Source organism: Streptomyces sp. NPDC056835 (assembly GCF_042789485.1).
In the GTDB taxonomy this organism is placed as follows: domain Bacteria; phylum Actinomycetota; class Actinomycetes; order Streptomycetales; family Streptomycetaceae; genus Streptomyces.
On sequence record NZ_JBHUBB010000001.1, the window covers coordinates 195,913 to 219,446 of the forward strand.

The 23,534-nt window shown below is 71.3% G+C and carries 22 protein-coding genes; 14 read left to right on the forward strand and 8 right to left on the reverse strand.

The annotated features are described in order from the left end of the window. Positions 1-126 precede the first annotated feature (126 nt). The 6 genes from ACFRMN_RS00905 to ACFRMN_RS00930 all read left to right on the forward strand — a co-directional run bounded on the left by ACFRMN_RS00905 (position 127) and on the right by ACFRMN_RS00930 (position 5,768). Positions 127-1,494 (forward strand): hypothetical protein, encoded by a 1,368-nt coding sequence (locus ACFRMN_RS00905; protein WP_383011244.1) that lies wholly within the window; start codon positions 127-129, stop codon positions 1,492-1,494. Between the two features lie 149 nt (positions 1,495-1,643). Beyond that, the gene (locus ACFRMN_RS00910) at positions 1,644-1,829 is read left to right on the forward strand and encodes a hypothetical protein (protein ID WP_383011247.1); all 186 of its coding nucleotides are present in this window, start codon (positions 1,644-1,646) and stop codon (positions 1,827-1,829) included. A gap of 340 nt (positions 1,830-2,169) precedes the next feature. Further along, entirely contained in the window at positions 2,170-3,072 is a 903-nt protein-coding gene (locus ACFRMN_RS00915; protein WP_383012009.1) for an ATP-binding cassette domain-containing protein, read from the forward strand. Between the two features lie 8 nt (positions 3,073-3,080). Beyond that, positions 3,081-3,809, forward strand: a complete 729-nt coding sequence (locus tag ACFRMN_RS00920; RefSeq protein WP_383012012.1) for an ABC transporter permease — start codon at positions 3,081-3,083, stop codon at positions 3,807-3,809. Between the two features lie 32 nt (positions 3,810-3,841). Further along, entirely contained in the window at positions 3,842-5,056 is a 1,215-nt protein-coding gene (locus ACFRMN_RS00925; RefSeq protein WP_383011250.1) for a sensor histidine kinase, read from the forward strand. Between the two features lie 79 nt (positions 5,057-5,135). Beyond that, a complete protein-coding gene (locus ACFRMN_RS00930) occupies positions 5,136-5,768 on the forward strand; it encodes a response regulator (RefSeq protein WP_383012015.1) in 633 nt (210 codons plus the stop codon). A gap of 21 nt (positions 5,769-5,789) precedes the next feature. Here the strand turns inward: ACFRMN_RS00930 and ACFRMN_RS00935 are convergent, their stop codons facing one another. Next, a complete protein-coding gene (locus ACFRMN_RS00935) occupies positions 5,790-7,229 on the reverse strand; it encodes an MFS transporter (RefSeq protein WP_383011253.1) in 1,440 nt (479 codons plus the stop codon). 187 nt (positions 7,230-7,416) lie between these two features. Here ACFRMN_RS00935 and ACFRMN_RS00940 point away from each other — a divergent pair, with 187 nt between their 5' ends. Further along, positions 7,417-7,896: a helix-turn-helix domain-containing protein gene (locus ACFRMN_RS00940; protein ID WP_383011256.1), complete on the forward strand. Its 480-nt coding sequence runs from the start codon at positions 7,417-7,419 to the stop codon at positions 7,894-7,896. A 9-nt stretch (positions 7,897-7,905) separates the two neighbouring features. On the opposite strand, the gene ACFRMN_RS00945 is transcribed toward ACFRMN_RS00940, so the two are convergent. Together ACFRMN_RS00945 and ACFRMN_RS00950 are read right to left on the reverse strand one after the other, a co-directional pair. Next, entirely contained in the window at positions 7,906-8,517 is a 612-nt protein-coding gene (locus ACFRMN_RS00945; RefSeq protein ID WP_383011259.1) for a ClpP family protease, read from the reverse strand. Position 8,518: 1 nt separating this feature from the next. After that, on the reverse strand, positions 8,519-9,172 hold the full coding sequence (locus ACFRMN_RS00950; protein ID WP_383011261.1) for a ClpP family protease: 654 nt from the start codon (positions 9,170-9,172) through the stop codon (positions 8,519-8,521). A 360-nt stretch (positions 9,173-9,532) separates the two neighbouring features. Here ACFRMN_RS00950 and ACFRMN_RS00955 point away from each other — a divergent pair, with 360 nt between their 5' ends. From ACFRMN_RS00955 to ACFRMN_RS00970, 4 genes are all read left to right on the forward strand, one after another. Next, positions 9,533-11,311, forward strand: coding sequence for an MFS transporter (locus tag ACFRMN_RS00955; protein ID WP_383011264.1), 1,779 nt, complete (start codon positions 9,533-9,535; stop codon positions 11,309-11,311). Positions 11,312-11,458: 147 nt separating this feature from the next. Further along, complete coding sequence (locus ACFRMN_RS00960; RefSeq protein ID WP_383011267.1) at positions 11,459-12,106, forward strand: class I SAM-dependent methyltransferase; 648 nt, start codon at positions 11,459-11,461, stop codon at positions 12,104-12,106. 64 nt (positions 12,107-12,170) lie between these two features. Then, positions 12,171-13,106, forward strand: coding sequence for an N-acetylmuramoyl-L-alanine amidase (locus tag ACFRMN_RS00965; protein ID WP_383011270.1), 936 nt, complete (start codon positions 12,171-12,173; stop codon positions 13,104-13,106). A gap of 246 nt (positions 13,107-13,352) precedes the next feature. Continuing rightward, positions 13,353-14,153 carry a DUF5336 domain-containing protein gene (locus ACFRMN_RS00970; protein WP_383011273.1) on the forward strand — a complete coding sequence of 267 codons (801 nt, stop codon included), beginning with the start codon at positions 13,353-13,355 and terminating at the stop codon, positions 14,151-14,153. Positions 14,154-14,264: 111 nt separating this feature from the next. Here ACFRMN_RS00970 and ACFRMN_RS00975 read toward each other — a convergent pair whose 3' ends face one another. After that, positions 14,265-15,056, reverse strand: coding sequence for a maleylpyruvate isomerase family mycothiol-dependent enzyme (locus ACFRMN_RS00975; protein WP_383011276.1), 792 nt, complete (start codon positions 15,054-15,056; stop codon positions 14,265-14,267). A 75-nt stretch (positions 15,057-15,131) separates the two neighbouring features. Here ACFRMN_RS00975 and ACFRMN_RS00980 point away from each other — a divergent pair, with 75 nt between their 5' ends. Next, complete coding sequence (locus ACFRMN_RS00980) at positions 15,132-15,425, forward strand: hypothetical protein (RefSeq protein ID WP_383011279.1); 294 nt, start codon at positions 15,132-15,134, stop codon at positions 15,423-15,425. Between the two features lie 11 nt (positions 15,426-15,436). Here ACFRMN_RS00980 and ACFRMN_RS00985 read toward each other — a convergent pair whose 3' ends face one another. Genes ACFRMN_RS00985 through ACFRMN_RS00995 form a run of 3 tightly spaced genes read right to left on the reverse strand, consistent with a single transcriptional unit; the run spans position 15,437 to position 18,650 of the window. Further along, positions 15,437-16,534, reverse strand: coding sequence for a prenyltransferase (locus tag ACFRMN_RS00985; protein ID WP_383011282.1), 1,098 nt, complete (start codon positions 16,532-16,534; stop codon positions 15,437-15,439). 2 nt (positions 16,535-16,536) lie between these two features. Further along, the gene (locus ACFRMN_RS00990) at positions 16,537-17,280 is read right to left on the reverse strand and encodes a methyltransferase domain-containing protein (protein WP_383011284.1); all 744 of its coding nucleotides are present in this window, start codon (positions 17,278-17,280) and stop codon (positions 16,537-16,539) included. Then, a complete protein-coding gene (locus ACFRMN_RS00995) occupies positions 17,274-18,650 on the reverse strand; it encodes a glycosyltransferase family 4 protein (RefSeq protein ID WP_383011287.1) in 1,377 nt (458 codons plus the stop codon). Before ACFRMN_RS00995 ends, ACFRMN_RS00990 begins: the two co-directional genes overlap by 7 nt. Positions 18,651-18,894: 244 nt before the next feature. Here ACFRMN_RS00995 and ACFRMN_RS01000 point away from each other — a divergent pair, with 244 nt between their 5' ends. Then, a complete protein-coding gene (locus ACFRMN_RS01000; protein WP_383011290.1) occupies positions 18,895-19,509 on the forward strand; it encodes a TetR family transcriptional regulator in 615 nt (204 codons plus the stop codon). Between the two features lie 144 nt (positions 19,510-19,653). Beyond that, the gene (locus ACFRMN_RS01005) at positions 19,654-20,889 is read left to right on the forward strand and encodes a S8 family serine peptidase (RefSeq protein WP_383011293.1); all 1,236 of its coding nucleotides are present in this window, start codon (positions 19,654-19,656) and stop codon (positions 20,887-20,889) included. 69 nt (positions 20,890-20,958) lie between these two features. Here ACFRMN_RS01005 and ACFRMN_RS01010 read toward each other — a convergent pair whose 3' ends face one another. Next, entirely contained in the window at positions 20,959-23,370 is a 2,412-nt protein-coding gene (locus ACFRMN_RS01010) for an endonuclease/exonuclease/phosphatase family protein (RefSeq protein WP_383012018.1), read from the reverse strand. Positions 23,371-23,534 lie beyond the last annotated feature (164 nt).

The window sequence follows — 23,534 nt, forward strand, 5'->3', positions numbered from 1 at the left end:
CAGCACACGCACCCCCGCGCTTTCCGTCGAATCGCGCGATGGCCACCCTTATGTGTGAAGTGCCAGGTCTCGTGTTGTTCGGCTGGAAGTACGAAAACTAGCTTCGTCGCCGGAGGTGACAGACCGATGACGGCCTGTGCTATCGAGACGGCTACTGGGAACGCGAGCAGAACGGACGGGGCGGACGGGGAAGACGGGACGGACGGAACGGGGCCGAACGGCCCGGGCGGCCCGGGCGGAGGGGGCGACCGGGGCGGCCCGCGCCGGGCGGTACGGCCTCCGGAGTTCGCGATCACGGCGGACGGCGCCTACGCGGCCCGGCTGACGCTCGGCGCGCCCCGCCAGGGCGATCCGGCCGCTCACGGCGACGCGTGGTTCCCGGAGCGGTGGACCCTCGACGGGCCCGAGCCCTATGCCGTGGCCCTCCCCCTCGACCAGCCCGAGGAGCCCGACACCGAAGTGCTGCCGCTGGCCGACGGCAGGGTACTCATCCGCCGGCTGGTCGCGGACCGGCACGACTTCTCGCTGCTGTACCCCACCGGCCCCGGCACCGGCCAGCTGCCCGTGGGCGCCGTGGGCCGTACCGACGAGCACGCCGAGGTGACGCTGCTGCCGCCGTCACCGGACGGCCGCCGCGCGTACGCCCTGTCGGCCGGCCCGCGCACCACCACGGTCTGGCTGGTGACGGGCGGCGCGTTCGGCCCCGAGCCGGTCGCCGAGGTGCCGGGCCGCTGCTCGGGCGGCGTCTGGCTGGACCGTACGGGCCGGATACTGGCCCTCGACCGGGAGACGGACGGCGTGGTGAAGGCCGTCACCGTCGACCTGGGGCGGGGCGGCGAGGTGACGCCGTTGCTCCAGATCACCGAGGAGAGCAACGACCGGCTGCTGCTCGCGGACGCCGACAGCGGGCTGCTGCTGATCCGCTCGGACGCGCCGGGCCACGACCGGCTGGGGTGGGGCGTCCTGGGCAGTCTGCGGCCGGTGCGGTTCCCCGAGTGCCTGCGGCTGCCGGACTGCGCGGTGACACCGTTCGCCGTACAGCCGGGTCAGGTGCTGATGCCGGAGAGCTGCGCGGTGGCGCTACGGATCGACGGCGCGGCGGGCAGCCGGCTCGGGGTGTGGCGGCCGGCGGGCCGGCGGCTGCATCAACGCCGGGCGCCCGAGGGGTGGCTGGATGGATCCGGCGTGTGGACCAGGGACGCCGTGCTGCGACTGCCGTACGCCACAAGGGCGGTGCCCTGCGGAGTGGCGCGCATCGACGCCCCCGTCGATGAGCTGCTTCCCGTACCGGACGGCCCTCAGGACCCGGAGCGGGACCCGGATCCGGCCCGGGCCGCGGGCCCGTGCCCCGGTCCGGATGCCGGACTGATCACAGAACCGGCACAAGCGGAATCGCCGGAGGGGGAACCGCGCAACGGCCCCCGGACTCCTGTGATGTGCAGGCCGGTGCCGCTCCAGCAGGCTCCCCTCACCGGCCGTGTGGCACCTGGATAGACTTTCGGCCGGGGGCTTCGCGGCCGCACCGACCGGATGTGTCGGTGACGGTGATGCGGACGCGTGACCGTAACGCTGTCGTGGCGGTACGGGGCGGCCGGAGCCCTTGCGCCACAACAAGCAGCGATCACGACGGGGTGACTTCCCACATGTCCGAAGCCCGAATCGACACGACCCAGGATCGTCCGCGGGGAGCGGCGGCCACCGACCTGGACGACAGCGCCGGTATCGGAACGCACGGAAAGCACCGGGGAGGTGCGGCATCGACGGAGGACTCGGCGTCCCCCGCCCACGGCCGTCACCGCCGCCCGGAGCAGAGCGGCTACGCCGCCTGACGGTCTGACCGCTCCGTGTGGTCCGAACACGTCCGCACACATGAGGAGAGGCCGCCGCGGCAAGCCCGTGGCGGCCTCTCCTCATGAGGCACGGGGGCAGCGGGACATTTGTACCGCGTGAGTTCGTACACACGTGTCTGTCGGGACGGTGGGTCGGTTCCGTAGCGTCGTGTGCATGACGCAGACAGCCGGTACGCCGGCGACAGACACCCCGGACACGGGCGCGCGCACCGCGAGCACGCACACCGCAGGCACGCACACCGCGGGCACACGGCCCGTCGGCGCCACGGGCGGTGCCTCGACGGACGGTGCCGTGACGGGCGGTGCCTCGACGGACGCCGTGAGCTTCACCGGTGTCGTCAAGACCTTCGGCGCGGTCCGGGCCGTGGACGGCATCGATCTCGGTGTCCCACGAGGTGAGGCCGTCGCGCTGCTGGGCCGCAACGGCGCCGGCAAGTCGACCGCCATCGGGCTGCTCCTCGGCCTCGACGAGCCGGACACCGGGACGGTACGGCTCTTCGGCGGGCCACCCGCGCGCGCCGTCACGGCCGGGCGGGTCGGGGCGATGCTCCAGGACGGCCGGCCGATCCGGCGGGTGACCGTAAGAGAGCTGGTCACCTTCGTCGCCAGCACCTACCCGAACCCGCTGCCCCTCGCGGAGTCGCTGGGTCTCGCCGGGCTCACGGAACTGGCCGGCCGCCGCGTCGACAAGCTCTCCGGCGGTCAGCTGCAACGGGTCCGCTTCGCGGTCGCCCTGGCCGGCGGCCCCGAACTGCTCGTCCTCGACGAGCCCACCGCCGCCCTCGATGTGGAGGCCCGCCGCGCCTTCTGGGCGTCCATGCGCGCCTACGCGGACCGCGGCAACACCGTGCTCTTCTCCACCCATTATCTGGAGGAGGCCGACGACAACGCCGACCGGATCGTCGTCATCGACCACGGCCGGATCGTCGCGGACGGCACCAGCGAACTGATCAAGGGCTCGGTCGGCGGCCATCTCGTCTGCTTCGACGTGCCGGAGGGCTTCACGGCGGAGCTGACCCGGCTGCCCGGCGTCGTCTCGGCCGAGGTACGCGCGGGCCGCGCCCGGCTCCGTACGGACGACTCGGACGCGACCGTCGTCGCCCTCGCCGGACTCGACGCGATCCGCCGCCTCGAAGTCACCCCGGCGACGCTGGAAGACGCCTTCCTCGCCCTGACGCGTACGACGCACGACCCCAAGGACGACACGGAGGACGGACAGTGATGCCCGCCATGCTGGAGTACATCAAGCTCGAAGTCCGCCGTACGCTGCGCGATCCCGGTTTCATCATCTTCGGCACCGGCATGCCGGTCCTGATGTATCTGCTCTTCACCAATATCGGCGGCGGCTCCGGCCAGGACTACATGGAGTGGAAGATCGCCTCCATGGTCGGCATGGCCGCGTACGGCGCGCTCGGCGCGGCCGTCGGTACGGGCACCGGGATCGCCGAGGACAAGTCGCTCGGCTGGCTGCGCCAGTTGCGGATCACCCCGATGCCACCCCGCCAGGTGGTGCTTGGCCGGGCGATGGCCGGTTCGGTGACCGTCCTGCCCGCGTTGCTCTCCGTACTGGCCGCGGGCGGTCTGGTCAACGGCGTACGGCTCGCGCTGTGGCAGTGGGCGACCCTGGTCGCGCTGTTGTGGGCGGGCGCGCTGCCCTTCACCCTGCTCGGCATCGGCAACGGCTACCGGCTCTCCGCACAGACGACCGGTGTGGTGAACGTGGGCTGTCTGATGGCCCTTTCGGTGGTCGGCGGGCTCTGGTTCCCGATCGCCGCGTTCCCCGGCTGGCTGCGGACGATCTCGGAGTACACCCCCGCCAACCGCTTCGCCGACCTGGGCTGGTCCACCACGCAGGGCACGGCCCCGGGCGCGACGACGATCGCGGTGCTCGCGGGCTGGCTGCTCGTCTTCGGCTCGTACGCGGTGTTCTCGTACCGCAGGTCGGCGAGGACCGCGTGAAGCGAGGACCATGTGAAGGCGGCGAGGACCACATGAACGCGGCGCGGGACCGGGACAGGCGGCCGGGACCACCCGGCGGCTACGCGCTGCTGCCCTGGCTGCTGCTGGGGCTGGGCTCCTTCGCCAATCTCGTCCAGGGCGAGACGCCCAACCCCTGGTTCGGCGGCATCGGTCTGCTGGTCTTCAACTCCCTCTATGTCTCGGTGGTGTTCCGGTCCTTCGACCGGTCGGCGCGGGACAGCCCCGCCACCCGCTGGACGCTCGTCGTGATGGGGCTGATGACGTTCGGGCTGGCCGGCGCGTACGGCGGCAGCTGGCTGCTGTTCCTGCCGCTGTTCGGACTCGCCTGCGGCAGCGTGCTGCGCGGCCGGGCCCTCCCTCTGGTGGGGATCCCGCTGGCCGTCGCGGCCGGGGGCGTCGCCGCGTACCACGATGGCTGGGGCGCGATCACCATCGCGTACGGGACGTTCATCTCGATGATGGTGACGGCCGCGATCCTCACCCTCTCCGAGACCGTCGTCCAACTGCGCGACACCCGCCAGGAACTGGCCCGTTCGGCGGTGGAGCGGGAGCGGCTGCGCTTCTCGCGCGATCTGCACGATCTGCTCGGCCACACCCTGTCCGTGATCGTGGTCAAGGCGGAGGCCGCGCGTCGGTTGGCGCCGCGCGATCTGGACGCGGCCCTGGAGCAGGTCTCCGACATCGAGTCCGTCGGCCGGCAGGCGCTGACCGAGGTCAGGGAGGCCGTCACCGGCTATCGCGAGGGCAGCCTCGCCATGGATCTGGACCGGGCGCGCTCGGCGCTGGCCGCCGCCGGGATCGAGCCGGTCGTACGGCAGTCGGGGCCGCCGCTGGAGCCGCGGGCCGAGGTGCTGCTCGGCTGGGTCGTACGGGAGGCCGTCACGAACGCCGTACGGCACAGCGCCGCGACCCGGTGCCTGATCACGATCGACGGCTCGCCGGAGCGGGTGCGGCTGACGGTCACGGACGACGGCACGGGAGCGGCCGTACGGACCGGGGCGGCCGGGGCGGCCGGGGCGGCCGGAGAATCCGTTCCGTACGGCGGTACGGGCCTGAAGGGTCTGACGGAACGGCTCGCGGCGGCCGGCGGCTCACTCGAAGCGGGCCCGGTGGCGGGGGCGCCGACGGACGGGGCGGGGCAGGGCTTTCGCCTGACCGCCGTACTGCCGGTCGACGCCGTCGCCGCCCCTGGGGCGGAGGATGCCGCTTCGGACCTACGCGTCTAGGTCCTGTCCGGGGTCCCGGTCGTCCCTCGGCCGACCCTCGGCATCGTCCGCTCCGCCCTACGCTGTGCTGGTGACGGAGATGCCGCGGGACCACAGACCGGCCAGGTGCGTACGCGTCCTCCTCGCCGAGGACCAGGGCATGATGCGCGGCGCTCTCGCCCTGCTGCTCGGTATGGAGGCGGACATCGAAGTGGTCGCGCAGGTCGGGCGGGGCGACGCCATCGTGGAAGCCGCGCTCGCCTCGCGGCCCGATGTGGCGCTGCTGGACATCGAACTGCCCGGACTCAGCGGTCTCGACGCGGCCGTGGAACTGCGCGACGAGGTGCCCGACTGCCGGGTCCTGATCCTGACCACCTTCGGCAGGCCCGGCTATCTGCGGCGGGCGATGGAGGCGGGGGCGGCGGGCTTTCTCGTCAAGGACGGTCCGGTGGAGGAACTGGCCGCCGCGATCCGGCGCGTGCTGACCGGTGAGACCGTCGTCGATCCCGCCCTGGCCGCCGCAGCCCTGAGCGCGGGGCCGAGCCCGCTCACCGCGCGGGAGCGGGACGTGCTGAACGCGGCCGTGGACGGGGCGACGGTCGCCGATATCGCGGAACGGCTGCGGCTGTCCGAGTCGACCGTACGGAACTACCTCTCGTCGGCCATCGGCAAGACCGGCACCCGCAATCGCATGGAGGCCGTGCGCGCGGCCCGCGGGCAGGGCTGGTTGTAGAGCCCGGCCCGCTTGGGGCCGTTACGTGTTCGAGGAGCCGCGCGGCAGCCACACCAGCATCAGGATCACACCCGCGAGCAGCACTCCACTGCCCGTCCTGAACGCCAGCGCGTACCCCTCGGTCAGCGCCTCCGGGCTCGTACCGCCCGCCGTACGGGACGCCGCCACCGTGGAGAGGACCGCCAGACCGAGCGCACCGCCCATCGTCCGGGAGGTGTTGATCAGGCCGGAGACCAGACCCGCGTCGTCGGCCGCCGCGCCCGCGGTGGCCAGCGCCGCCAACGGGGTGGCGGCCAGCCCCATGCCGGTCATCATCAGGAGGCCGGGGCCGAGGATCGACGAGAGATACGTTCCGTCAGCGGTCATCGTGGACTGCCAGCCGAACCCGGCCACCGCCATCAGCGTGCCGAGCACCGCCAGATCGCGGGCACCGACCCGTGGCATCAGCCGGGGCGCCAGTTTCGAGCCGAGCACGATGGACAGCGAGCTGGGGATGAGCGCGAGTCCGGCGTCCAACGGCGTGTATCCCAGCACGTTCTGGGCGTAGACCGTCATGAAGAACCACATCGCGAACGACGCCGCGCCACAGACGAACATCGCCGCGTTGGCGGCGGACACGGCCCGTACCCGGAACAGCCCGAGCGGCATCAGCGGTGCCTTCGCCCGTGCCTCCACCGCCACGAACACGCCGAGCAGCAGCGCTCCGCCGAGCAGCGGCAGCAGCGTCGCCGCCGCTCCCCAGCCCTGCTCCTCGGTCTGCACGATCCCGTACGCGACCATGGCGAGACCGGCCGTGACCAGCACCGCGCCGGGCAGATCGAGGCGCCGTACCCGCTCCGTACGGGACTCCGTCAGCCATACCGCCGCACCGGCCAGGACCAGCACCCCGACCGGCACATTGATCAGCAGCACCCAGCGCCAGGACAGCAGATCGGTGAGGGCACCGCCGACGAGCCCGCCGGCCGCGCCACCACCCGCGCCGACCGCCGACCAGGTCCCTATGGCCCGGGTCCTGGCGGCGCCTTCCGGTACGGCGGACGTCAGGATGGTGAGTGTCGCGGGCGCCAGCACGGCCGCGCCGAGCCCCTGTACGGCGCGGGCGGCGAGCAACTGCCAGCCCTCCTGGGCGAGTCCGCCCGCGAGGGACGCCAGGGTGAACACGGCGAGCCCGGTCAGGAACATCGCCTTGCGGCCGAAGAGATCGGCGGCCCGCCCGCCGAGCAGCATGAATCCGGCGAACGCGATCGAGTACGCGTTGAGCACCCACTGCAAACCGCTGCCGGAGAGCCCGAGGTCCGCGCGCATCGACGGCAGGGCGACATTCACCACGGAGACGTCGAGGACGACGAGGAACTGCCCGGCGCAGGCGGCGAGGAGCACCGCCCAGGTACGGGGCGACCCCGAGGGCGCGGATATGTGGACGGCGTCGGTTTCTGCGGGGGCTCGGACCATGGCGGTCATGGTCGCAGGCGTCGAGGGGTCCGTACATCGGGATTTCGGCGTAGGCCCCCGGCTCCGGTCCCGGTCCCTGCTCCGGCTCCGGTCCCGGCTCGGCAGCCGCCGCCACCGTGCCCACGGTTTCCGCGAATTCGCCGACGGCAGAACGCCGTCCCCTTCCCGTCCGGCGCGACGCTCCTACTCTGGGGAGGTGAGCAGCCACGCGCCGAACCAAGCCCGCGTCATTTCCCTGCGCCCGGTGGCGGCGGCTGCCGCGCCGGCCCCGGACGCCGCCGCCTCGCCGCCCGCTGAGGCCGGGGAACCCCGAGAGCCGCTGTGGCGCCATATCGTGGGTGATGTCCTGCGGCGCGAACGCCTCGCCCAGGGACGCACGTTGAAGGATGTCGCCGAGGCGGCCAGGATCTCGATGCCGTACCTCTCCGAGCTGGAGCGCGGCCGCAAGGAGGCTTCGTCCGAAGTCCTCGCGGCCGCCGCCCGCGCTCTCGGCCTCGGGCTGGCCGATCTGCTCGCCCTGAGCCACGGCGAACTGATCCGTCTCGGCCGGACACACACGCGCCGGACCCACATCGGTCCGAACCGCCACATCGGTCCGACCCGTCTCGGTCAGGAGAGGCGGGGCAGCGGACGCGGCGGCCCGGGATCGTACGAGGCGCGGCTCCTCGCCGCCTAGGCCCTGTCGCTACGTACTCCGGACCGGCACGGCCCGCCTGCTCAGGACCTCGTCGGCCAGCCCGTACGCCACCGCCTCGTGCGCGGTGAAGACCTTGTCCCGGTCCATGTCGGCGCGGAGGGTCGCGAGGTCGTGGTGCGTGTGCCGGGACAGCACCTCCTCGATCTCCGAGCGGATCCTCAGCATCTCCTTCGCCTGGAGGCTGAGGTCCGAGACGGTCCCCTGCCGGCCGCCGCTCGCGGGCTGTCCCAGCAGCACCCGGGAGTGTTCCAGGACGAACCGCCGCCCGGGATCGCCGCCCGCCAGCAGCACCGCCGCGGTCGAGGCGGCCTGTCCGACGCAGAACGTCGAGATCGGCGCGCCGACGAAGGTCATCGTGTCGTAGATGGCCATGAGCGAGGTGACCGAGCCGCCCGGCGAGTTGAGGTAGATCGCTATCTCGCGCTCCGGGCTCGCCGACTCCAGGTGCAGGAGTTGCGCGATGACGACGTTGGCGACGCCGTCGTCGATCTCGGTGCCGAGGAAGATGACCCGCTCGGACAGCAGCCGGCTGTAGATGTCGTACGCGCGCTCCCCCTGCGGGGTGCGCTCCACGACGGTCGGGATCGTGTACTGGCTCATCTCAGAGTCCGATCCGTCGCCGCGAACCGGCCGGGCGTACGTCGTCGAAAGACTCGACCACGCGGTCGACCATGCCGTACTCCCTCGCCTGCTCGGCCGTGAACCACCGGTCGCGGTCGCCGTCGCGGGAGATCGTCTCCTCGGTCTGGCCGGTGTGCTCCGCGGTGATCCGCTCGATGGCCTTCTTCGTGAATTCCAGGTTCTCGGCCTGGATGGCGATATCGGCGGCCGTCCCGCCGATGCCGGACGACGGCTGATGCATCATGATCCGGGCGTTCGGCAGCGCGTAGCGCTTGCCCCGCTCGCCGACGCTGAGCAGGAACTGCCCCATGCTCGCGGCGAACCCCATGGCGAGCGTCGAGACCTCGTTGGGGATCAGCCGCATCGTGTCGTAGATCGCCAGCCCCGCCGTCACGGAGCCGCCCGGACTGTTGATGCAGAGGCTGATGTCGGTACGCGGGTCCTCCGCCGACAGCAGGAGCAGCTGGGCGCAGACCCGGTTCGCGGAGACCTCGTCCACCTGGGTGCCGAGGAAGATGATCCGCTGCATGAGCAGCCGGTCCGCGAGCTGGTCGTCGAACCGGGTCGGTGGTGTGTCGTCGGCGGTGGCCCGCGGGGCGAGGGCGGGGCTCCCACCGGTGAGGAGTGAGGTCATCGGTCCTCCGGATGTCGTCGGGTGGTGCGGCCGGCGCGGTGGCCGCGGTCCTCCCACTCTCGGTCCGGCCGGGTGCCCGCCCAAGGGTTGTCGGCCCGTGGCAGATTCGCCCACGGCAGAGCCGGGGGGGCCGCGAGAGCTGGGGGCGCGCGAGAGCTGGGAGGCGCGCGAGAGCCGGGGGCGCACATCTCATCTCTGACGGTGCGTCAGAAAAACGGCGGGAAGAACCGGCGTCCCCCTTCCGATGCCGTTCGCCTCCCGTTCGCCGGAATATCGCGCCCGACTGGAAGGTTGCACACTGCATCCAACTGCCCTCGCGCACTCTCAGCTGCCCTTACTTCCTGCCCGGAGGACGCACGTATGCCACAGACGACGACCGATCAGCGCACCGGGGAGCTCCCGGATCCGTCGCCCCGTAAAACCGGCGGGATCGTTCCCGTCCTCGCCTTCGCGGGCATCACCGTCGCGGTGATGCAGACCCTGCTCGTGCCGGTCATCAAGGACCTGCCCGTCCTGCTCCGCACGACGCCCGCCGACGCCACCTGGGTCATGACCGCGACCCTGCTCGCCGGCGCCGTCTCCACTCCGATCATGGGACGGCTCGGTGATCTCTTCGGCAAGCGGCGGATGCTGCTCGCCAGCCTCGCCGTCATGGTGGTCGGCTCACTGATCTGCGGATTCACCGACGACCTGGTCATCATGATCGTCGGCAGGGCGCTCCAGGGCTTCGCGATGGGCGCGATACCCCTCGGCATCGGCATCATGCGCGACGAGCTGCCGCGCGAGAGGCTCGGCTCGGCGATGGCGCTGATGAGCTCGTCCATCGGCGTCGGCGGCGGCCTCGCGCTGCCCGCCGCGGCCCTGGTCGCCCAGAACGCCGACTGGCACGCGCTGTTCTTCGGCGCGGCCGGGCTCGGCGTGGTGTCGATGCTGCTGACCGTCCGGTATGTACCGGAGTCCTCGGTACGGGCCAACGGCACCTTCGACTGGCTCGGCGCGATCGGGCTGTCCGCCGGACTCGTCGCGCTCCTGCTGCCGATCACCAAGGGCAGCGACTGGGGCTGGGGGTCACCGACCACGCTCGGGCTGATCGGCCTGGCGGTGGCCATCCTGCTGCTGTGGGGCGTGCTGGAGCTGCGGAGCGCCGCCCCGCTGGTGGATCTGCGCACCACCGCCCGGCGTGAGGTACTGCTCACCAACCTCACCTCGATCATGGTCGGTGTCGCCTTCTACGCGATCTCGCTCGTCCTCCCCCAACTGCTCCAGCTGCCCGCCACCACCGGCTACGGCCTGGGCCAGTCGATGGTGGTGGCGGGTCTGTGCGTGGCGCCGCTCGGTCTGACGATGATGTTCACCGCGCCCGTCTACGCCCGGATCTCCGCCCGGCGCGGCCCCAAGGTCTCGCTGATGCTCGGCATGCTGATCATCGGGATCGGGTACGGAGCGGGCCTCGGCCTGATGAACGCGGCCTGGCAGACCATCATCATCTCGGTCGTCGTGGGCGCCGGTATCGGACTCGCGTACTCCTCGCTCCCCGCCCTGATCATCGGCGCCGTCGACCCGTCGGAGACCGGCGCGGCCAACGGTCTGAACACCCTGATGCGCTCCATCGGTACCTCGGTGTCGAGCGCGGTGATCGGCATGGTGCTGGCGCACACCTCGATCCGGTCGGGGGGTACGACGGTCCCCAGCATGGACGGATTCCGTATCTCGTTCCTCATCGCGACGGGCGCGGTGATCGTCGGCCTGGTGCTGGCCGCGTTCCTGCCGTCGCAGCGGTCCGCGCCGGGCCGGAAGTCCCTGGCGGGCGACGCCGAGCAGAGCCCGCGGCCGACGCTGGTCGCCGGGTCCGGCGGCTTCCGCGGGCGGGTGGTGGACCCGGACGGTACGCCGATCGCGCGGGCGAACGTCACGCTCATCGACTCCCGGGGCCGGCAGGCGGGCCGCACCACCGCCGACGAGGACGGCCGCTACGCGCTGCTGCCGCCGTCCGGCGGACCGTACGTACTGGCCGGGACGGCCACGGGATACGCGCCGCTCGCGCTCCCCGCGGAGTATCCCGGCGGCGGCGTGCCGGTCGATGTCGATCTGGTCCTCGCGCAGGGCGCGCGGGAGCGCCGTACCACCATCGCCTCCTGACCCGCCCTCACCCCCGGCAACCGCCGCGCCGGGGGTGTACGGCAGCATGGACGACCGACCACGCTCTGTACCACGGCCCGTATCACGCTCCGTACCAGGGCCGCAGCCCTCACCGCACCATTCACCGCACCAGTACGAGGAGAGCCGATGCCCCCGGCACCCGCGCCGAAGATCCTCGCCGCCTTCGAGGCCGCCAAGGGGTTCATGCCCGTCCATGAGGGGCTTGCCCTGTACGCGGCGGCCACCGAGGCGGCGGGCGCGCTCGGGCTGCCGCTCCTGGAGATCGGCACGTACTGCGGGCGCTCCACGATCCTGCTGGCCGCCGCCGCGCGCGAGGCCGGTACGGTCGCCGTCACCGTCGACCACCACCGCGGCAGCGAGGAGCAGCAGGTCGGCTGGGAGTACCACGACCCGTCCGTGGTCGATCCGGACAGCGGACTGATGGACACGCTCCCGGCCTTCCGCCGCACGCTCCGGGCCGCGGACCTGGAGGACTCGGTGATCGCGGTCGTCGGCCGTTCGCCGCGGGTCGCGAAGGTCTGGGGCGGCCCGCTCGGGCTCGTCTTCATCGACGGCGGCCACACCGACGAGCACGCCAACGGAGACTACGAGGGCTGGGCCCCGCATCTCGCCGAGGGCGGGCTGCTCGTCATCCACGACGTGTTCCCCGACCCGGCGGCCGGCGGGCAGGCCCCGTACCGCGTCTTCCTCCGGGCTCTGGCCTCCGGTGCCTTCACCGAGGTGTCGGTGACCGACTCGCTGCGCGTCCTGCGCCGTACGGCACCGGGCAGCTGACCGCCACGCCCCGGACCGTGTCCGCTGCCACGCCCCGATCGTCCGACGGTCTACCATCGCGACGGTGTCGTACGACGAGAGTCAGCAGCCCACCCGCGGCCGTTCCGGCCGAAGCAAACTCACCGTCGCGGTCGCCGCACTGGTGCCGACCGCCGTGGCGGGATGGCTCGTCTGGCAGGGGATGAGCGGCCAGGACGGCGGTCCGTCGCCCGCGTCGGCGGCCGGCGTCGCCTCCTCCCCCTCCGCACCTGCCCCCTCCGGTGGCGCGCGGGACGACGACGTTCCCGGTGGCACCACCCCCGCCGAGCCCTCCGCCCCGGCCGGACCGCTCGCGGGCAAGGTCGTGGTCATCGATCCCGGTCATAATCCACGCAATCGCGACCACACCGCCGAGATCAATGAGCCGGTGGATATCGGAACAACCACCAAAGAATGTGACACCACCGGCACCTCGACCAACGCCGGTTACCCCGAGGCCGATTTCACTCTCGATGTCTCCCACCGCCTGCGCGATCTGCTCAGGAAAGAGGGCGCGACGGTGAAGTTCACCCACGACGGCGAACGCCCTTTCGGCCCGTGCGTCGATGAGCGCGCCCGTATCGGAAACAAGGCGAAGGCCGATGCCGCGATCTCCGTCCACGCGGACGGATCGGCTCCCGGCAATCGCGGATTCCATATCATCCTCCCCGCCCTGGTCAAGGGCGGAGGCGCGGACACCACGGCCATCGTCGGCCCCTCGCGCGATCTCGGCGAACACATCGTGGGCGATTTCACCCGGGAGACCGGCAGCGCCCCCGCCAACTATCTGGGCGAGGGCACGGGACTCGACGTACGCGCGGACCTCGGCGGGCTGAATCTGTCGACCGTGCCCAAGGTCTTCATCGAATGCGGCAATATGCGCGATTCGTCGGATGCCAAGCTGCTCACCGACGCGAAATGGCGGCAGAAGGCGGCGCGAGGGCTGGCGGACGGGATCCGCGGATTCCTTAAGAATCAATGAGAACCGGAGGGGCGAACGGGAGGGGCGAACAGGTGCGGTGAGCGGGAGACAGGAGTGGTGAACTCCGCCCGCGGACCCGCGTAACGGGCGTGTACCGGCCCCCGATACCCGGCAGACGCCAGGAACGGGGAGACGATACATTCATCCGTACGATAGGGAGCCGCCCCCGAGCTTCGCACCGTGCACCGCCGCACCGGCAGCCGCGACGACCGCCCCGACTGAGACGACTGACGAAGGACTTTTCACGTGAACATCCGCTCCCTCACTAGAGGCGACGGCGTGGTGATCGGAGCAGCGGTGTTGCTCTTCATCGCCTCGTTCCTCAATTTCTACGAGTCCAGCTTCAGCACTGGCGTGAATGCCTGGGACTTGCTGGGCGTCGTGATGAGCATCCATCTGGCCGGAGTCATCGCCGCGGCACTGATCGTCACCGCCCGCGCGCTGCCCCAGCCGCGGAAGATCGTGGGACTCGACCTCGGTCAGTTCGGTGTCGCCCTGTCGGTCTTCGCGGCCTGGACGGGCCTCTGGTACCTGCTCGGTGACGGCAGCGCGGGCGGCGGTCTGATCCTCGGCTTCATCGCCGCGCTGGTCATGGCGGGCGCCGCCGTCGCCACGCCGATCGTCCCGGCCCTGAAGGCCGCCCTCATCGGCGCCCCGAGGCCGCAGACCCCGCAGCCGTACGGCGGACAGCCGGGCATCCCCGGCCAGGGGTACGGCTATCCGGCCGGCCAGCAGCCGTACGGTACGCAGGGCCAGCCGCAGCCGTACGGCGCGCAGGCGGGCCGGCCCGCGGCCGCGGCCGCGCCGCAGCAGAGCGGTCCTTCGCAGGGCGGGGCCGCTCCCGCCGGTGACTTCTCGCCGTTCTGGTTCGCCGTACCGGTGGCCCGCCCGCTGTTCGGGGAGGACGGCTCGCCGTCCCCGATCGCCGAGCTCGCCCCCGGCACCTGGTACCTCGCGGTCGAGCAGCGTGGTCCCGGTCTGGTGGCCCAGACGCAGGACGGTCGCCGCGGAGTGCTCCAGGACACGTCCGGCATACAGCGCGGCTGATCCCGCGCCACAGCGGTACGACTGCGGCCCCCCACCGAAAGGCGGGGGGCCGCAGTCGTGTGCCGCCAGGCCATGGGCCGCCGGTCACTCGCGCATGGCAGGGGGCGCCGGTCAGCCGAACGAGGTGCGCTCCAGCCAGAAGTCCAGCAGCTTCGCTTCGCCCAGCACCTCGACCCGGTCGCTGTCCGCGGGCAACCGCCGGTAGAGGACCTGCAGCACGTCGGCCAGCGCTCCGCGCACCGCGACCGTCGCCTTCTCATGCCCGCGCCGCCAGCTGAAGCCCTCTTCCCCGAACTCGATCAGCCACTCGGCGTCCACTCCCCCGGGGACGTCCGTGGCATGGAAGTGGAGGGTGCGTCCTGGGCCGCGCAGTTCGGCGGCCTCGGGACTTCCGGAGGCCGCGGCGAAGCCCACCAGCTGGAGCAGTTCGTCGACCGTGTCCGCCGCCAGGTCCGGCGCGACCTCGAACGGGACCCCGGCGGCCAGCGCCGCGTCCGCCCGGTGGATCACCGTCTCGTGGGTCATCCTGCGCGCCCAGAAATCGGTGGTCCGCTCCCACCCCCAGCTCCACACGCCGGTACCGGGCCCGGCCTCCCGCAGGGCCGCGACCAGCTTCGCCGCGCCGTCCGCGAGCCACGCGTCCAGCGCCGCCGGGTCATCACCGGCGGGACCCTCGATGCCCGGGACCCGGTCCTGCGGAATGTCCTGCTCCGCGCGGGTCCGTACGATCGCCTCGACCCAGCGGTGCGCTCTGCCCACATGGCGCGCGAGCTGTCCGAGCGTCCACTCCGGGCAGCTCGGCACCGGCGCGGAGAGGTCGGCGCCGGCGACCGCCGCCCTCAACAGCTCGGTCTGTGCGGTGATTTCATGGCAGTACCGGTCGTACCCCGGAGGTGTCGTCATATGGCGCACCCTAAAGCACCCGGGTCAGCGGCGGCCAACGGGTTTCCACCGGCCCGGACCGGTAACACGGTGGACATGGCCACACGACATCGCAGTGGAAGCGGCTCCGTGGCGACGCTTGTCATCGTCGTCGCGGACATCATGGCCTTCATTCTGGGCCTCTGGATCCTGATGTACCTGCTGGACGCCAACCGCGCCAACGACCTGGTGGACTTCATCCAGGGCGTGGCCCGATGGCTCGCCAGTTGGTCCTACGACCTGTTCACCTTCAACGAGGCCTGGGCGCGCGTCGTCTGCGGCTACGGTCTCGCCGCGGTCGTCTATCTGCTCATCGGCCACGGCATCGCGGGCCGGCTGCGCCGGCTCTGATGGGTCGCCGGTCACCGGCAGCAGTCCGGCTCCAGGCCGAGCGGCAGCCGTTCACCGCTGAACACGGCGGTGGTCGCCTCGTCTCCTCCCAGGGCGGCCACCGCCAGCAGCAGCGACCCCGCCGTCCAGGTGGTGAGTTCCTCGGGCCAGTACGCCCGATGGCCCTCGAACACGTACCCCGTCCAGTACATCCCGCCGTCGGCGCGCAGATGCTGGATGGACTGAAGGACCTCCAGCGCCCGGTCGGACTCCCCCATCACCCAGAGCGCCAGGGCGAGTTCACAGCTCTCACCGCCGGTCACCCAGGGGTTGGACAGCACACAGCGCACCCCCAGGCCCGGCACGACGAAGCGGTCCCAGTGCGCCGCTATCCGCGCCGACGCCCGCGCTCCCGTCACCGCGCCGCCGAGCACGGGGTAGTACCAGTCCATCGAGTAGGCACTCTTGTCGAGGAACCGCTCGGGGTGGTCGCGTATCGCGTGCCGCAGCGCCCCGGCCGCCAACTCCCAGTCGGGCTGGGGCTCTTCGCGCTCCTCGGCGATCGCGAGCGCGCACCGCAGCGCCTGGTGTACGGATGAACACCCGGTCAGCAGCGCGTCGTTGACGGCCGTGCCGTCCGCCTCGCGCTTCCAGCCGATCTGGCCGCCGGGCTGCTGGAGTGCGAGGACGAACTCGATCGCGGCGTGGACGACGGGCCACATCCGGTCGAGGAACGCGTCGTCACCGGTGGCCAGATAGTGGTGCCAGATACCGACGGCGACATAGGCGCAGAAGTTGGTCTCGCGGCTCCGGTCACCGGGCGGCATGGCCGCGGTGCCGGCGTACGACGTGCTGTCGGCGTAGGCCGCGTACCAGGACCCGTCCTCGTTCTGGTTCCTGGCCAGCCATTCGTACGCCCGCGCCGCCGCCTCGGGTTCGTCCGCGGCGTCCAGCGCCATGGCCGCCTCGGTGTGGTCCCAGGGGTCGAGATGGTGTCCGCGGAACCACGGAATCGCACCGTCCGGACGCTGCGCCGCCAGGATGCCCGCGACCGTCTCGGCGGCCTGCTCGGCGGTGAGGACTCCGGGCAGGACGAGATGTTCCGTGGCGCCGGGACCACGGCCGGCCAAGGTCACTTGGCGGCTGCCGCGGACGCGGCCGGCAGCTGCGGCTTCGTCGCGTAGGCCACGAAACTCTTCCCCACGACGGGGTTGAGCAGTTGTTCGGTGAGCCGGGTCGCGAGGGGCTTCTTCATGATGTCCCAGACCAGCAGCTTGTGGTATGCGCGGACGGGCAGCGCCTTGTCGTTGTCGACGCCGAACGCGCACTTGAGCCACCAGTACGGCGCGTGCAGCGCGTGCGCGTGGTGCGTGCCGTACGGCTTGAGCCCGGCCTCCCGCATTCTGCCGAGCAGTTCATCGGCCTTATAGATACGGATATGGCCGCCCTCGACCTCGTGGTACGCGTCCGAGAGCGCCCAGCACACCTTCTCCGGGCCGTACCGCGGCACGGTCACCGCGATCCGTCCGCCGGGACGCAGTACCCGCGCCATCTCGGCCAGGACGCCCTTGTCGTCCGGGATGTGCTCCATGACCTCGGAGATGATGACGACATCGAACGACCCGTCGGGGAACGGCAGCTGGAGCGCGTCGCCCTCCATCGCGGTGGCGGTGGCGCCCTCCGGGGCCTCCCCCGCCTCCTTCATCGCGGCGAACCACCTGGCGACCTCGCGGATCTCCTCGCCGTTCCGGTCGAGGGCCACGACCTGAGCGCCGCGCCGGTAGCACTCGAAGGCGTGCCGGCCCGCGCCGCACCCCAGATCGAGCACACGGTCACCCGCGGCGAGCGGGAAGCGGGTGAAGTCCACGGTCAGCACAGGGTCGTCCTGCTTTCGCGGTCGGAGGGGCCGGTGTTCGAGGGGCGGGCGTTCGAGGGGCCCGCTTTCGGGGCGCCGGCTTTCGGGGCGCCGGCTTTCGAGGAGCGGGCGATCGCCGCGCGGTACAGCTCGGCCGTGCCCTGCGCGGCCCTGGCCCAGGTGAAGCGTTCCAGCACCCGCTCGCGGCCCGCCGCGCCCAGCCTGGCGCGCAGTTCCGGGTCGTCGAGCAGCCGGCCGAGTGCGAGGGCCAGCGCGCCCGCGTCGCCGGGTGGTACGGCCAGACAGGTCTCCCCGTCCACACCCGCGACCTCGGGGATCGCGCCGCCGGTGGAGGCGACGAGCGGAGTTCCGGTGGCCATCGCCTCGGCGGCGGGCAGCGAGAACCCCTCGTACAGGGACGGCACGCACGCGATCCGCGCGCCGCGGACCAGATCGACCAGCTCGGCGTCGGAGACACCCTTGACGAACTCGACGGCGCCTTCGAGTCCGTAGCGTTCGATGGCCTGCGCGACCGGGCCGTCCTCGGCCCGTCTGCCGACCACGACCAAGTGGGCGTCGGGGTGTTCGGTGCGGAGTTTGGCAAGGGCCTCGATGAGATGGACGAGGCCCTTGAGAGGAACGTCCGCGCTGGAGGTGGTGACGATCCGGCCCGGGATCCCGGGCACGGCCGGATCCGGCGAGAACAGCTCCGTGTCCGCGCCGATGTGCACGACCTCGATACGGTCGGCCCGTACCCCGAGATGGTCGGTGATCTCCTGCTTGGAGGAGCCGGAGACGGTGAGCACCGAGGGCAGCCGCCGCGCGACGCGCTTCTGCATCCGGGTGAAGCCGTACCAGCGGCGTACGGAGGCCCGTCGCCGCCAGTTGTCGGCCGCGTCCAGCTCCAGCCGCCGGTCGACGGTGATGGGGTGGTGGATGGTGGTGACCAGAGGGGCGCCGAGGTCGCCGAGGAGTCCGTACCCGAGCGTCTGATTGTCGTGGATGACATCGAACTGCCCGGCGCGGGCGGCCAGATGGCGCCGGGCCCGGAGCGAGAACGTCAGCGGCTCCGGGAAGCCGCCGGTCCACATCGTGGCGACTTCGAGGCCGTCGATCCAGTCGCGGAACTCATCGCGCCGCGGCGTACGGAAGGGATCGGGCTGCCGGTAGAGATCGAGGCTGGGCAGTTCGGTGAGCGGTATGCCCTCGTCGAGTACCGGGTAGGGCTGGGCGCCGATGACCTCGACGCTGTGCCCCAGGCGGGCGAGTTCACGGGACAGGTGCCGGACATAGACGCCCTGGCCGCCGCAGAACGGGTTTCCCTTGTAGCTGAGAAGGGCGATACGCAGGGGCCCCGATCCGGTGCCCGCCGCTATGGCCTCAGCGGTCACTTCCGGCCCCCTTCTCACTGCGCTCTCCGCGTTTTCGCCGGAGCGTAACCGCTGTCGACAATCTAGAACAAGTTTCAGAGTTGTTCGTCCACGGCTTCGAATCTACCGGCAGGTAGCGTCGCGGCATCCGCCGGAGCAGGTGATTCGTGCCACGGCGGGTGTCTGCCATGCTGTGCGGTCCGGAGGCGGCGAAGCGCTCGGAGACATTCGGAGACGTGCGGATGCGTTCAATGGAGTGGGACAGATGGCAGCTGAAGTCAAACCGGCGTCACCCCCGCTGACGCGCCGCCAGGAGGCCCGGCGCCGCCGGATCCTGGACGCCACCACCCTGCTCGCCTGCCGGGGCGGTTTCGACGCCGTACAGATGCGTGAGGTCGCCGAGGAGGCCGGGGTCGCCCTCGGGACGCTCTACCGGTACTTCCCCTCGAAGGTCCATCTGCTGGTCGCGACGATGCGGGACCAGCTGGAGCATCTGCACACCACGCTGCGCAAACGGCCGCCCGCGAGCGACAGTCCGGCCGAGCGGGTGGCCGAGACGCTGCTGCGTGCCTTCCGGGCGCTCCAGCGGGATCCGTATCTGGCCGACGCGATGGTCCGGGCGCTGACCTTCGCGGACCGCGGGGTGCGCGACGAGGTGGACGGGGTCATCGCGCGGACGACGGCGATCATCCTCGACGCCATCGGCCCGTCCATCGGTCCGCAGGGCCCGACGCCCGAGCAGCTGTCCGCCGTACGCGTCGTGGAGCACACCTGGCACGCGGCCCTGATCAGCTGGCTCTCGGGCCGGGCCACGACCGCGCAGGTGAAGTCGGACATCGAGACGGTCTGCCGGCTGATCGACCTGTGCCCCGAGGGCTGACGGCCCGGCGGCACCGGCCGGATGTTCTTGCTCCATCCGGTGGTCATCGCTCAAGCGGCGCGTGTGTTGTGGACGAAGGACGGGTGTTCGTACCTCGCGGGTCCACCCCGGCCGCGATCGATCCCCGTCATCCTAGGAGCACGTATGCGTCTCAGCGCACGCTGGGCATCCGCCGCCGTTCTGCTGCTCGCCCCCCTGATCAGCGGCACCAGCGGCACCGACGCCATGGCCGACCCCCGGGAGAGCCTTGTCCCGGTCGAACGTTCCTCCAACGCGGTTCCCGGTCAGTACATCGTCACCCTCAAGCCCGGGTTCTCGGCGACCGCCGTCCTGCGGCAGTTCGGTCTCACCCCTCTGTTCACCTACGACAAGGTGCTGCACGGATTCTCCGCCGCCTTCTCCGCGACCCAGCTGTCCCAGTTGCGCGCGCTCCCGGCCGTCCTGGCCATCGAGGAGAACAGCAGGATCAGCATCAGTCCGACGTCGACACGGCCCGGACAGTGGCGGGCCGAGCGGCCGGGGCCGGGACAGGCCGGTACGGCGCGGGAGCGGGTACCGGCGCAGAGCTGGGGACTGGACCGGATCGACCAGCGCCGGCTGCCGCTCGACGGCCAGTTCACGGTGAACGGCACCGGCAAGGGCGTCACGGCGTACATCGTCGACTCCGGAATCGAGACCGCCCACAGCGAGTTCGGCGGCCGTGCCACCGTCGGCTTCGACTCCGTCGGTGACGGGCGCATGGGCCAGGACTGCAACGGCCACGGCACCCATGTGGCGGGCACCACCGGCGGCGCCACCTATGGCGTCGCCCGCGCCGTCTCCCTCGTCAGCGTCCGTACGCTCGGCTGCAAGGGCAACGGCACCTGGGCCGGGGTCATCGCCGGGTTCGACTGGGTGGCGAAGAACGCCAGGCAGCCCGCGGTCCTCAACGCCTCGCTCGGCGGCCCCTCGTCCAGCGCGGTCGACACGGCGGTCAACGCCATCGCGGCCCAGGGCGTGCTGCCCGTCGTCGCGGCCGGCAATGACGCGGTGGACGCCTGCGGCGCCTCCCCCGCCGGCGCCTCGGGCGTGTACACCGTCGGGGCGACCGACAGTGAGGACCAGGAGGCCCGGTTCAGCAACCACGGCACCTGTCTGGAGACCTACGCCCCCGGCGTCGCCATCGTCTCCGCCAGGCTCGGCGGTGGCTCCGTCGCGCTGAACGGCACCTCCATGGCCAGCCCCCATGTCGCCGGGGTCGCGGCCCTCTACAAGGAGGAGAACCCGTCCGCCACCCCGAAGGAGGTGGCGGACTGGCTCACCGAGCGGTCCACCAAGGACGTCGTGTTCCCCATCAGCGGGGGCTCCCCCAACCGGCTTCTCTACACGGACGGTCTGTGAGGGCGGGTTGACGCGACCGTGGCGTGTACGCGAGTCGCGTACACGCCACGGTTCAGCCGATCGGACGGCTCACTTGATGCGGACGACCTGCGGGTCGTGGTCGCTCGCCTGGTCGGCGAACTCCGCGTTGATGTGCACCACGTCGTACTCCGGCTTCTTGATACCGGGGCTGACCAGGATGTGGTCCAGGGTCTGCGAGTTGCCGTCGTAGACGTAGCTGTAGCGCTCGTTCTCCGGCAGCTTGTCCATCAGATCGGTGAGGATCCCGCCCTGGGTGAGGGTGGTGACGGGCTTGGAGAACTGGTAGTCGTTCAGGTCACCGAGGACGACGACCTTGGCCTTCTTGTCCTTGGCGAGCAGGCCGGAGACGAAGTCGTGGACCTCCTTGGCCTGGGTCAGGCGCTGGGTCTCGGAGCCGAGCACGGGCGGCTGGAAGGCGCCGTGGACCGGCTGGTCGCCGCCCTTGGAGTTGAAGTGGTTGCCGATCACGAAGACCTGCTCACCGCGGAAGGTGAACTCACCGACGAGCGGCTTGCGGCTGCTCTTCCAGGCGTCCGAGGTCGGGTTGATCCGGCCCGGGGACACGGACAGCGTGATGTCCTTGCCGTTCTTGCCGGTGGTGACGACCTTGGTGGCGGTGGTGGCGTCGCCACCGGGCCGGTCCACGAAGGAGACCCGCTTCGGGTTGAAGAGGAAGACGTTGCGGATGTTGCCGCCCGGCTCGCCGCCGTCGGTCTTGTCCGCCGGGTCGACGGAGCGCCACTCGTACGCCGGGCCACCCGCCGCCTCGATCGCGGCGGTGAACTGCGCGAGGGTCTTGTCCGCGGCGACCGTGCCGTCGTCCTTGGCGCCGTTGTTGTCCTGGATCTCCTCCAGGCTCACGATGTCCGGCGTGGCGAGGTGCTTGACGATGCCCTCGGCCAGCCGGTCGAACTTGGCCTGCGGGTCGGTCGGGTCGAGGTTCTCGACGTTGTACGTGGCGACCGACAGCTCGTCGCTCTTGCCCTTCTTCGCCACCTCCGGCTTGAGACCGCCGGACTTGACCTTGCCCAGGGTGCTCGCCTGGAGGCCGTACCCGCCGTAGGTGGAGTAGTCCAGCGGGCCGCTGGTCGTACCGGTCAGGGTGTCGCCCACGTTGGCCCCGGGCTTCTCGCCGGTCAGTGAAGTGACCAGCAGACGGCCCGAGTTCGCCTTGTCGTACGAGAGGTAGACGGTGCCGCCGCGCGAGGTCGGGTTCTGCTTGGGCTTGGTGGTGACCCACGTGTCGCCGTACGTGTTGGAGGCGCCCACCACCCGGCTGTCGCCGATCTGGATGAGCATGCCCTCACGGGACTCGAACCAGTCCAGGGCGTACGTGTCGGGCTTCAGTTCGAGCGGCTCGATGCTGAGCCCGTTCGCCTTCGGCGCGTACGTCTCGGGCAGCGTCCTGGCGTCGATCACCTCGGCCGCGGGCAGCGGGTTGCCGGAGGAGAGGACGACGGTCGTCGGGCCGCTCAGCTCGGTGAGGGACTGGGCGCCCGAGCTCTGGCCGCCCGGGTAGTACTCGACGACCTTGGCGGTGACCAGGACCGAGTCGCCGACCTTCACCTGCGGGGTGGTCGAACCGGTGAAGACGAACACGCCCTCGCTGGTGGCCGGGTTCTTGTCCGGCGCGGTGTCCTGGATCCAGAAGCCGCGCGAGGAGCCGGTCGCGCGGATCGCGGTGACCACGCCCGGCACGTTGGTGACGGTCTTTCCCGCCTGCGGGGAGATCCGGGTGGTGCCCTGGATGTCGCGGATCCGCAGCTCGCCGGGGGTGGTGTCGGTGGGCGAGGGAGTGGGGGTCGGCTCGCCGTCACCGCCGCCCGTGCCCGCGCTGTTGCGCGGGGCCGGCGTCGCGCCGGTGAAGTCGGCGGAGTTGTTGTCCGTGTCGGTGAGCGCCGCGTTACGGGCCACCGAGTGGGTGTTGTCGGTGCCGGTGGCCGGGGTGTTCTCCCGGACGGTGGCGGTGCCGAAGCCGACCAGGTCCTTGACGTTGGTGTCGGCCGCGCAGTCGGCGGCGGTCAGGCAGGTCAGCGGGGTGGTGGAGCGGACGAGCGCGACGGTGCCGCTGCTCGCCGACATGGCGATCGTGCCGGTCGCGTCGGGGGTGGGCAGCGGGGTGTCGCCACCGGCGCCCTTGGCCTCCTCGACGAGGTAGCTGCCACCCGCGGGGATGGCGCCCTTGATCTCGGTGACCTGCCACTTGGAGCTGGAGGTGGGCGAGCCGCTGAGGTACTGGACGGACCAGCCGGTGAGGTCGAAGGGACCGTCACCCGCGTTGCCCAGCTCGATGAAGTCGTTGGTGAGGGTGGCACCGGAGTTCCCGCCGCCGCCGAACACCTCGGAGATGACGGCGTCCGGGGACGGCGTCGCCTGAGCGGTGAACGGAAGCGCGATGAGCGATCCGGCCAGGCCGACGGGGAGCGCCACGGCGATCGCCTTGGCACGCCGGCCGCGCAGGGCCGGGGGTATGGATGGGGACACGGTGAACTCTTCCTTGCGAATGTGACGTGTGGGAGACGTGCGAGTCGTACGAGAAGCGCACGAACTGTGAGAACCCTGGAAGTCGGCTCAAGATACGCGCGTAGATAGAACGACAACAAGGGTCCGGGCTCGGTAATCGG

What these genes read in the sequence shown, in the direction of transcription:
- ACFRMN_RS00910 (WP_383011247.1), top strand. Translation starts at nt 1,644, where the DNA reads ATGTCCGAAGCCCGAATCGACACGACCCAGGATCGTCCGCGGGGAGCG.
- ACFRMN_RS01000 (WP_383011290.1), top strand. Translation starts at nt 18,895, where the DNA reads ATGGCAGCTGAAGTCAAACCGGCGTCACCCCCGCTGACGCGCCGCCAG.
- ACFRMN_RS00935 (WP_383011253.1), bottom strand. Translation starts at nt 7,229, where the DNA reads ATGACCGCCATGGTCCGAGCCCCCGCAGAAACCGACGCCGTCCACATA.
- ACFRMN_RS00920 (WP_383012012.1), top strand. Translation starts at nt 3,081, where the DNA reads ATGCTGGAGTACATCAAGCTCGAAGTCCGCCGTACGCTGCGCGATCCC.
- ACFRMN_RS00925 (WP_383011250.1), top strand. Translation starts at nt 3,842, where the DNA reads ATGAACGCGGCGCGGGACCGGGACAGGCGGCCGGGACCACCCGGCGGC.
- ACFRMN_RS00980 (WP_383011279.1), top strand. Translation starts at nt 15,132, where the DNA reads ATGGCCACACGACATCGCAGTGGAAGCGGCTCCGTGGCGACGCTTGTC.
- ACFRMN_RS00930 (WP_383012015.1), top strand. Translation starts at nt 5,136, where the DNA reads ATGCCGCGGGACCACAGACCGGCCAGGTGCGTACGCGTCCTCCTCGCC.
- ACFRMN_RS00975 (WP_383011276.1), bottom strand. Translation starts at nt 15,056, where the DNA reads ATGACGACACCTCCGGGGTACGACCGGTACTGCCATGAAATCACCGCA.
- ACFRMN_RS00955 (WP_383011264.1), top strand. Translation starts at nt 9,533, where the DNA reads ATGCCACAGACGACGACCGATCAGCGCACCGGGGAGCTCCCGGATCCG.
- ACFRMN_RS00905 (WP_383011244.1), top strand. Translation starts at nt 127, where the DNA reads ATGACGGCCTGTGCTATCGAGACGGCTACTGGGAACGCGAGCAGAACG.
- ACFRMN_RS01005 (WP_383011293.1), top strand. Translation starts at nt 19,654, where the DNA reads ATGCGTCTCAGCGCACGCTGGGCATCCGCCGCCGTTCTGCTGCTCGCC.
- ACFRMN_RS00960 (WP_383011267.1), top strand. Translation starts at nt 11,459, where the DNA reads ATGCCCCCGGCACCCGCGCCGAAGATCCTCGCCGCCTTCGAGGCCGCC.
- ACFRMN_RS00945 (WP_383011259.1), bottom strand. Translation starts at nt 8,517, where the DNA reads ATGAGCCAGTACACGATCCCGACCGTCGTGGAGCGCACCCCGCAGGGG.
- ACFRMN_RS00950 (WP_383011261.1), bottom strand. Translation starts at nt 9,172, where the DNA reads ATGACCTCACTCCTCACCGGTGGGAGCCCCGCCCTCGCCCCGCGGGCC.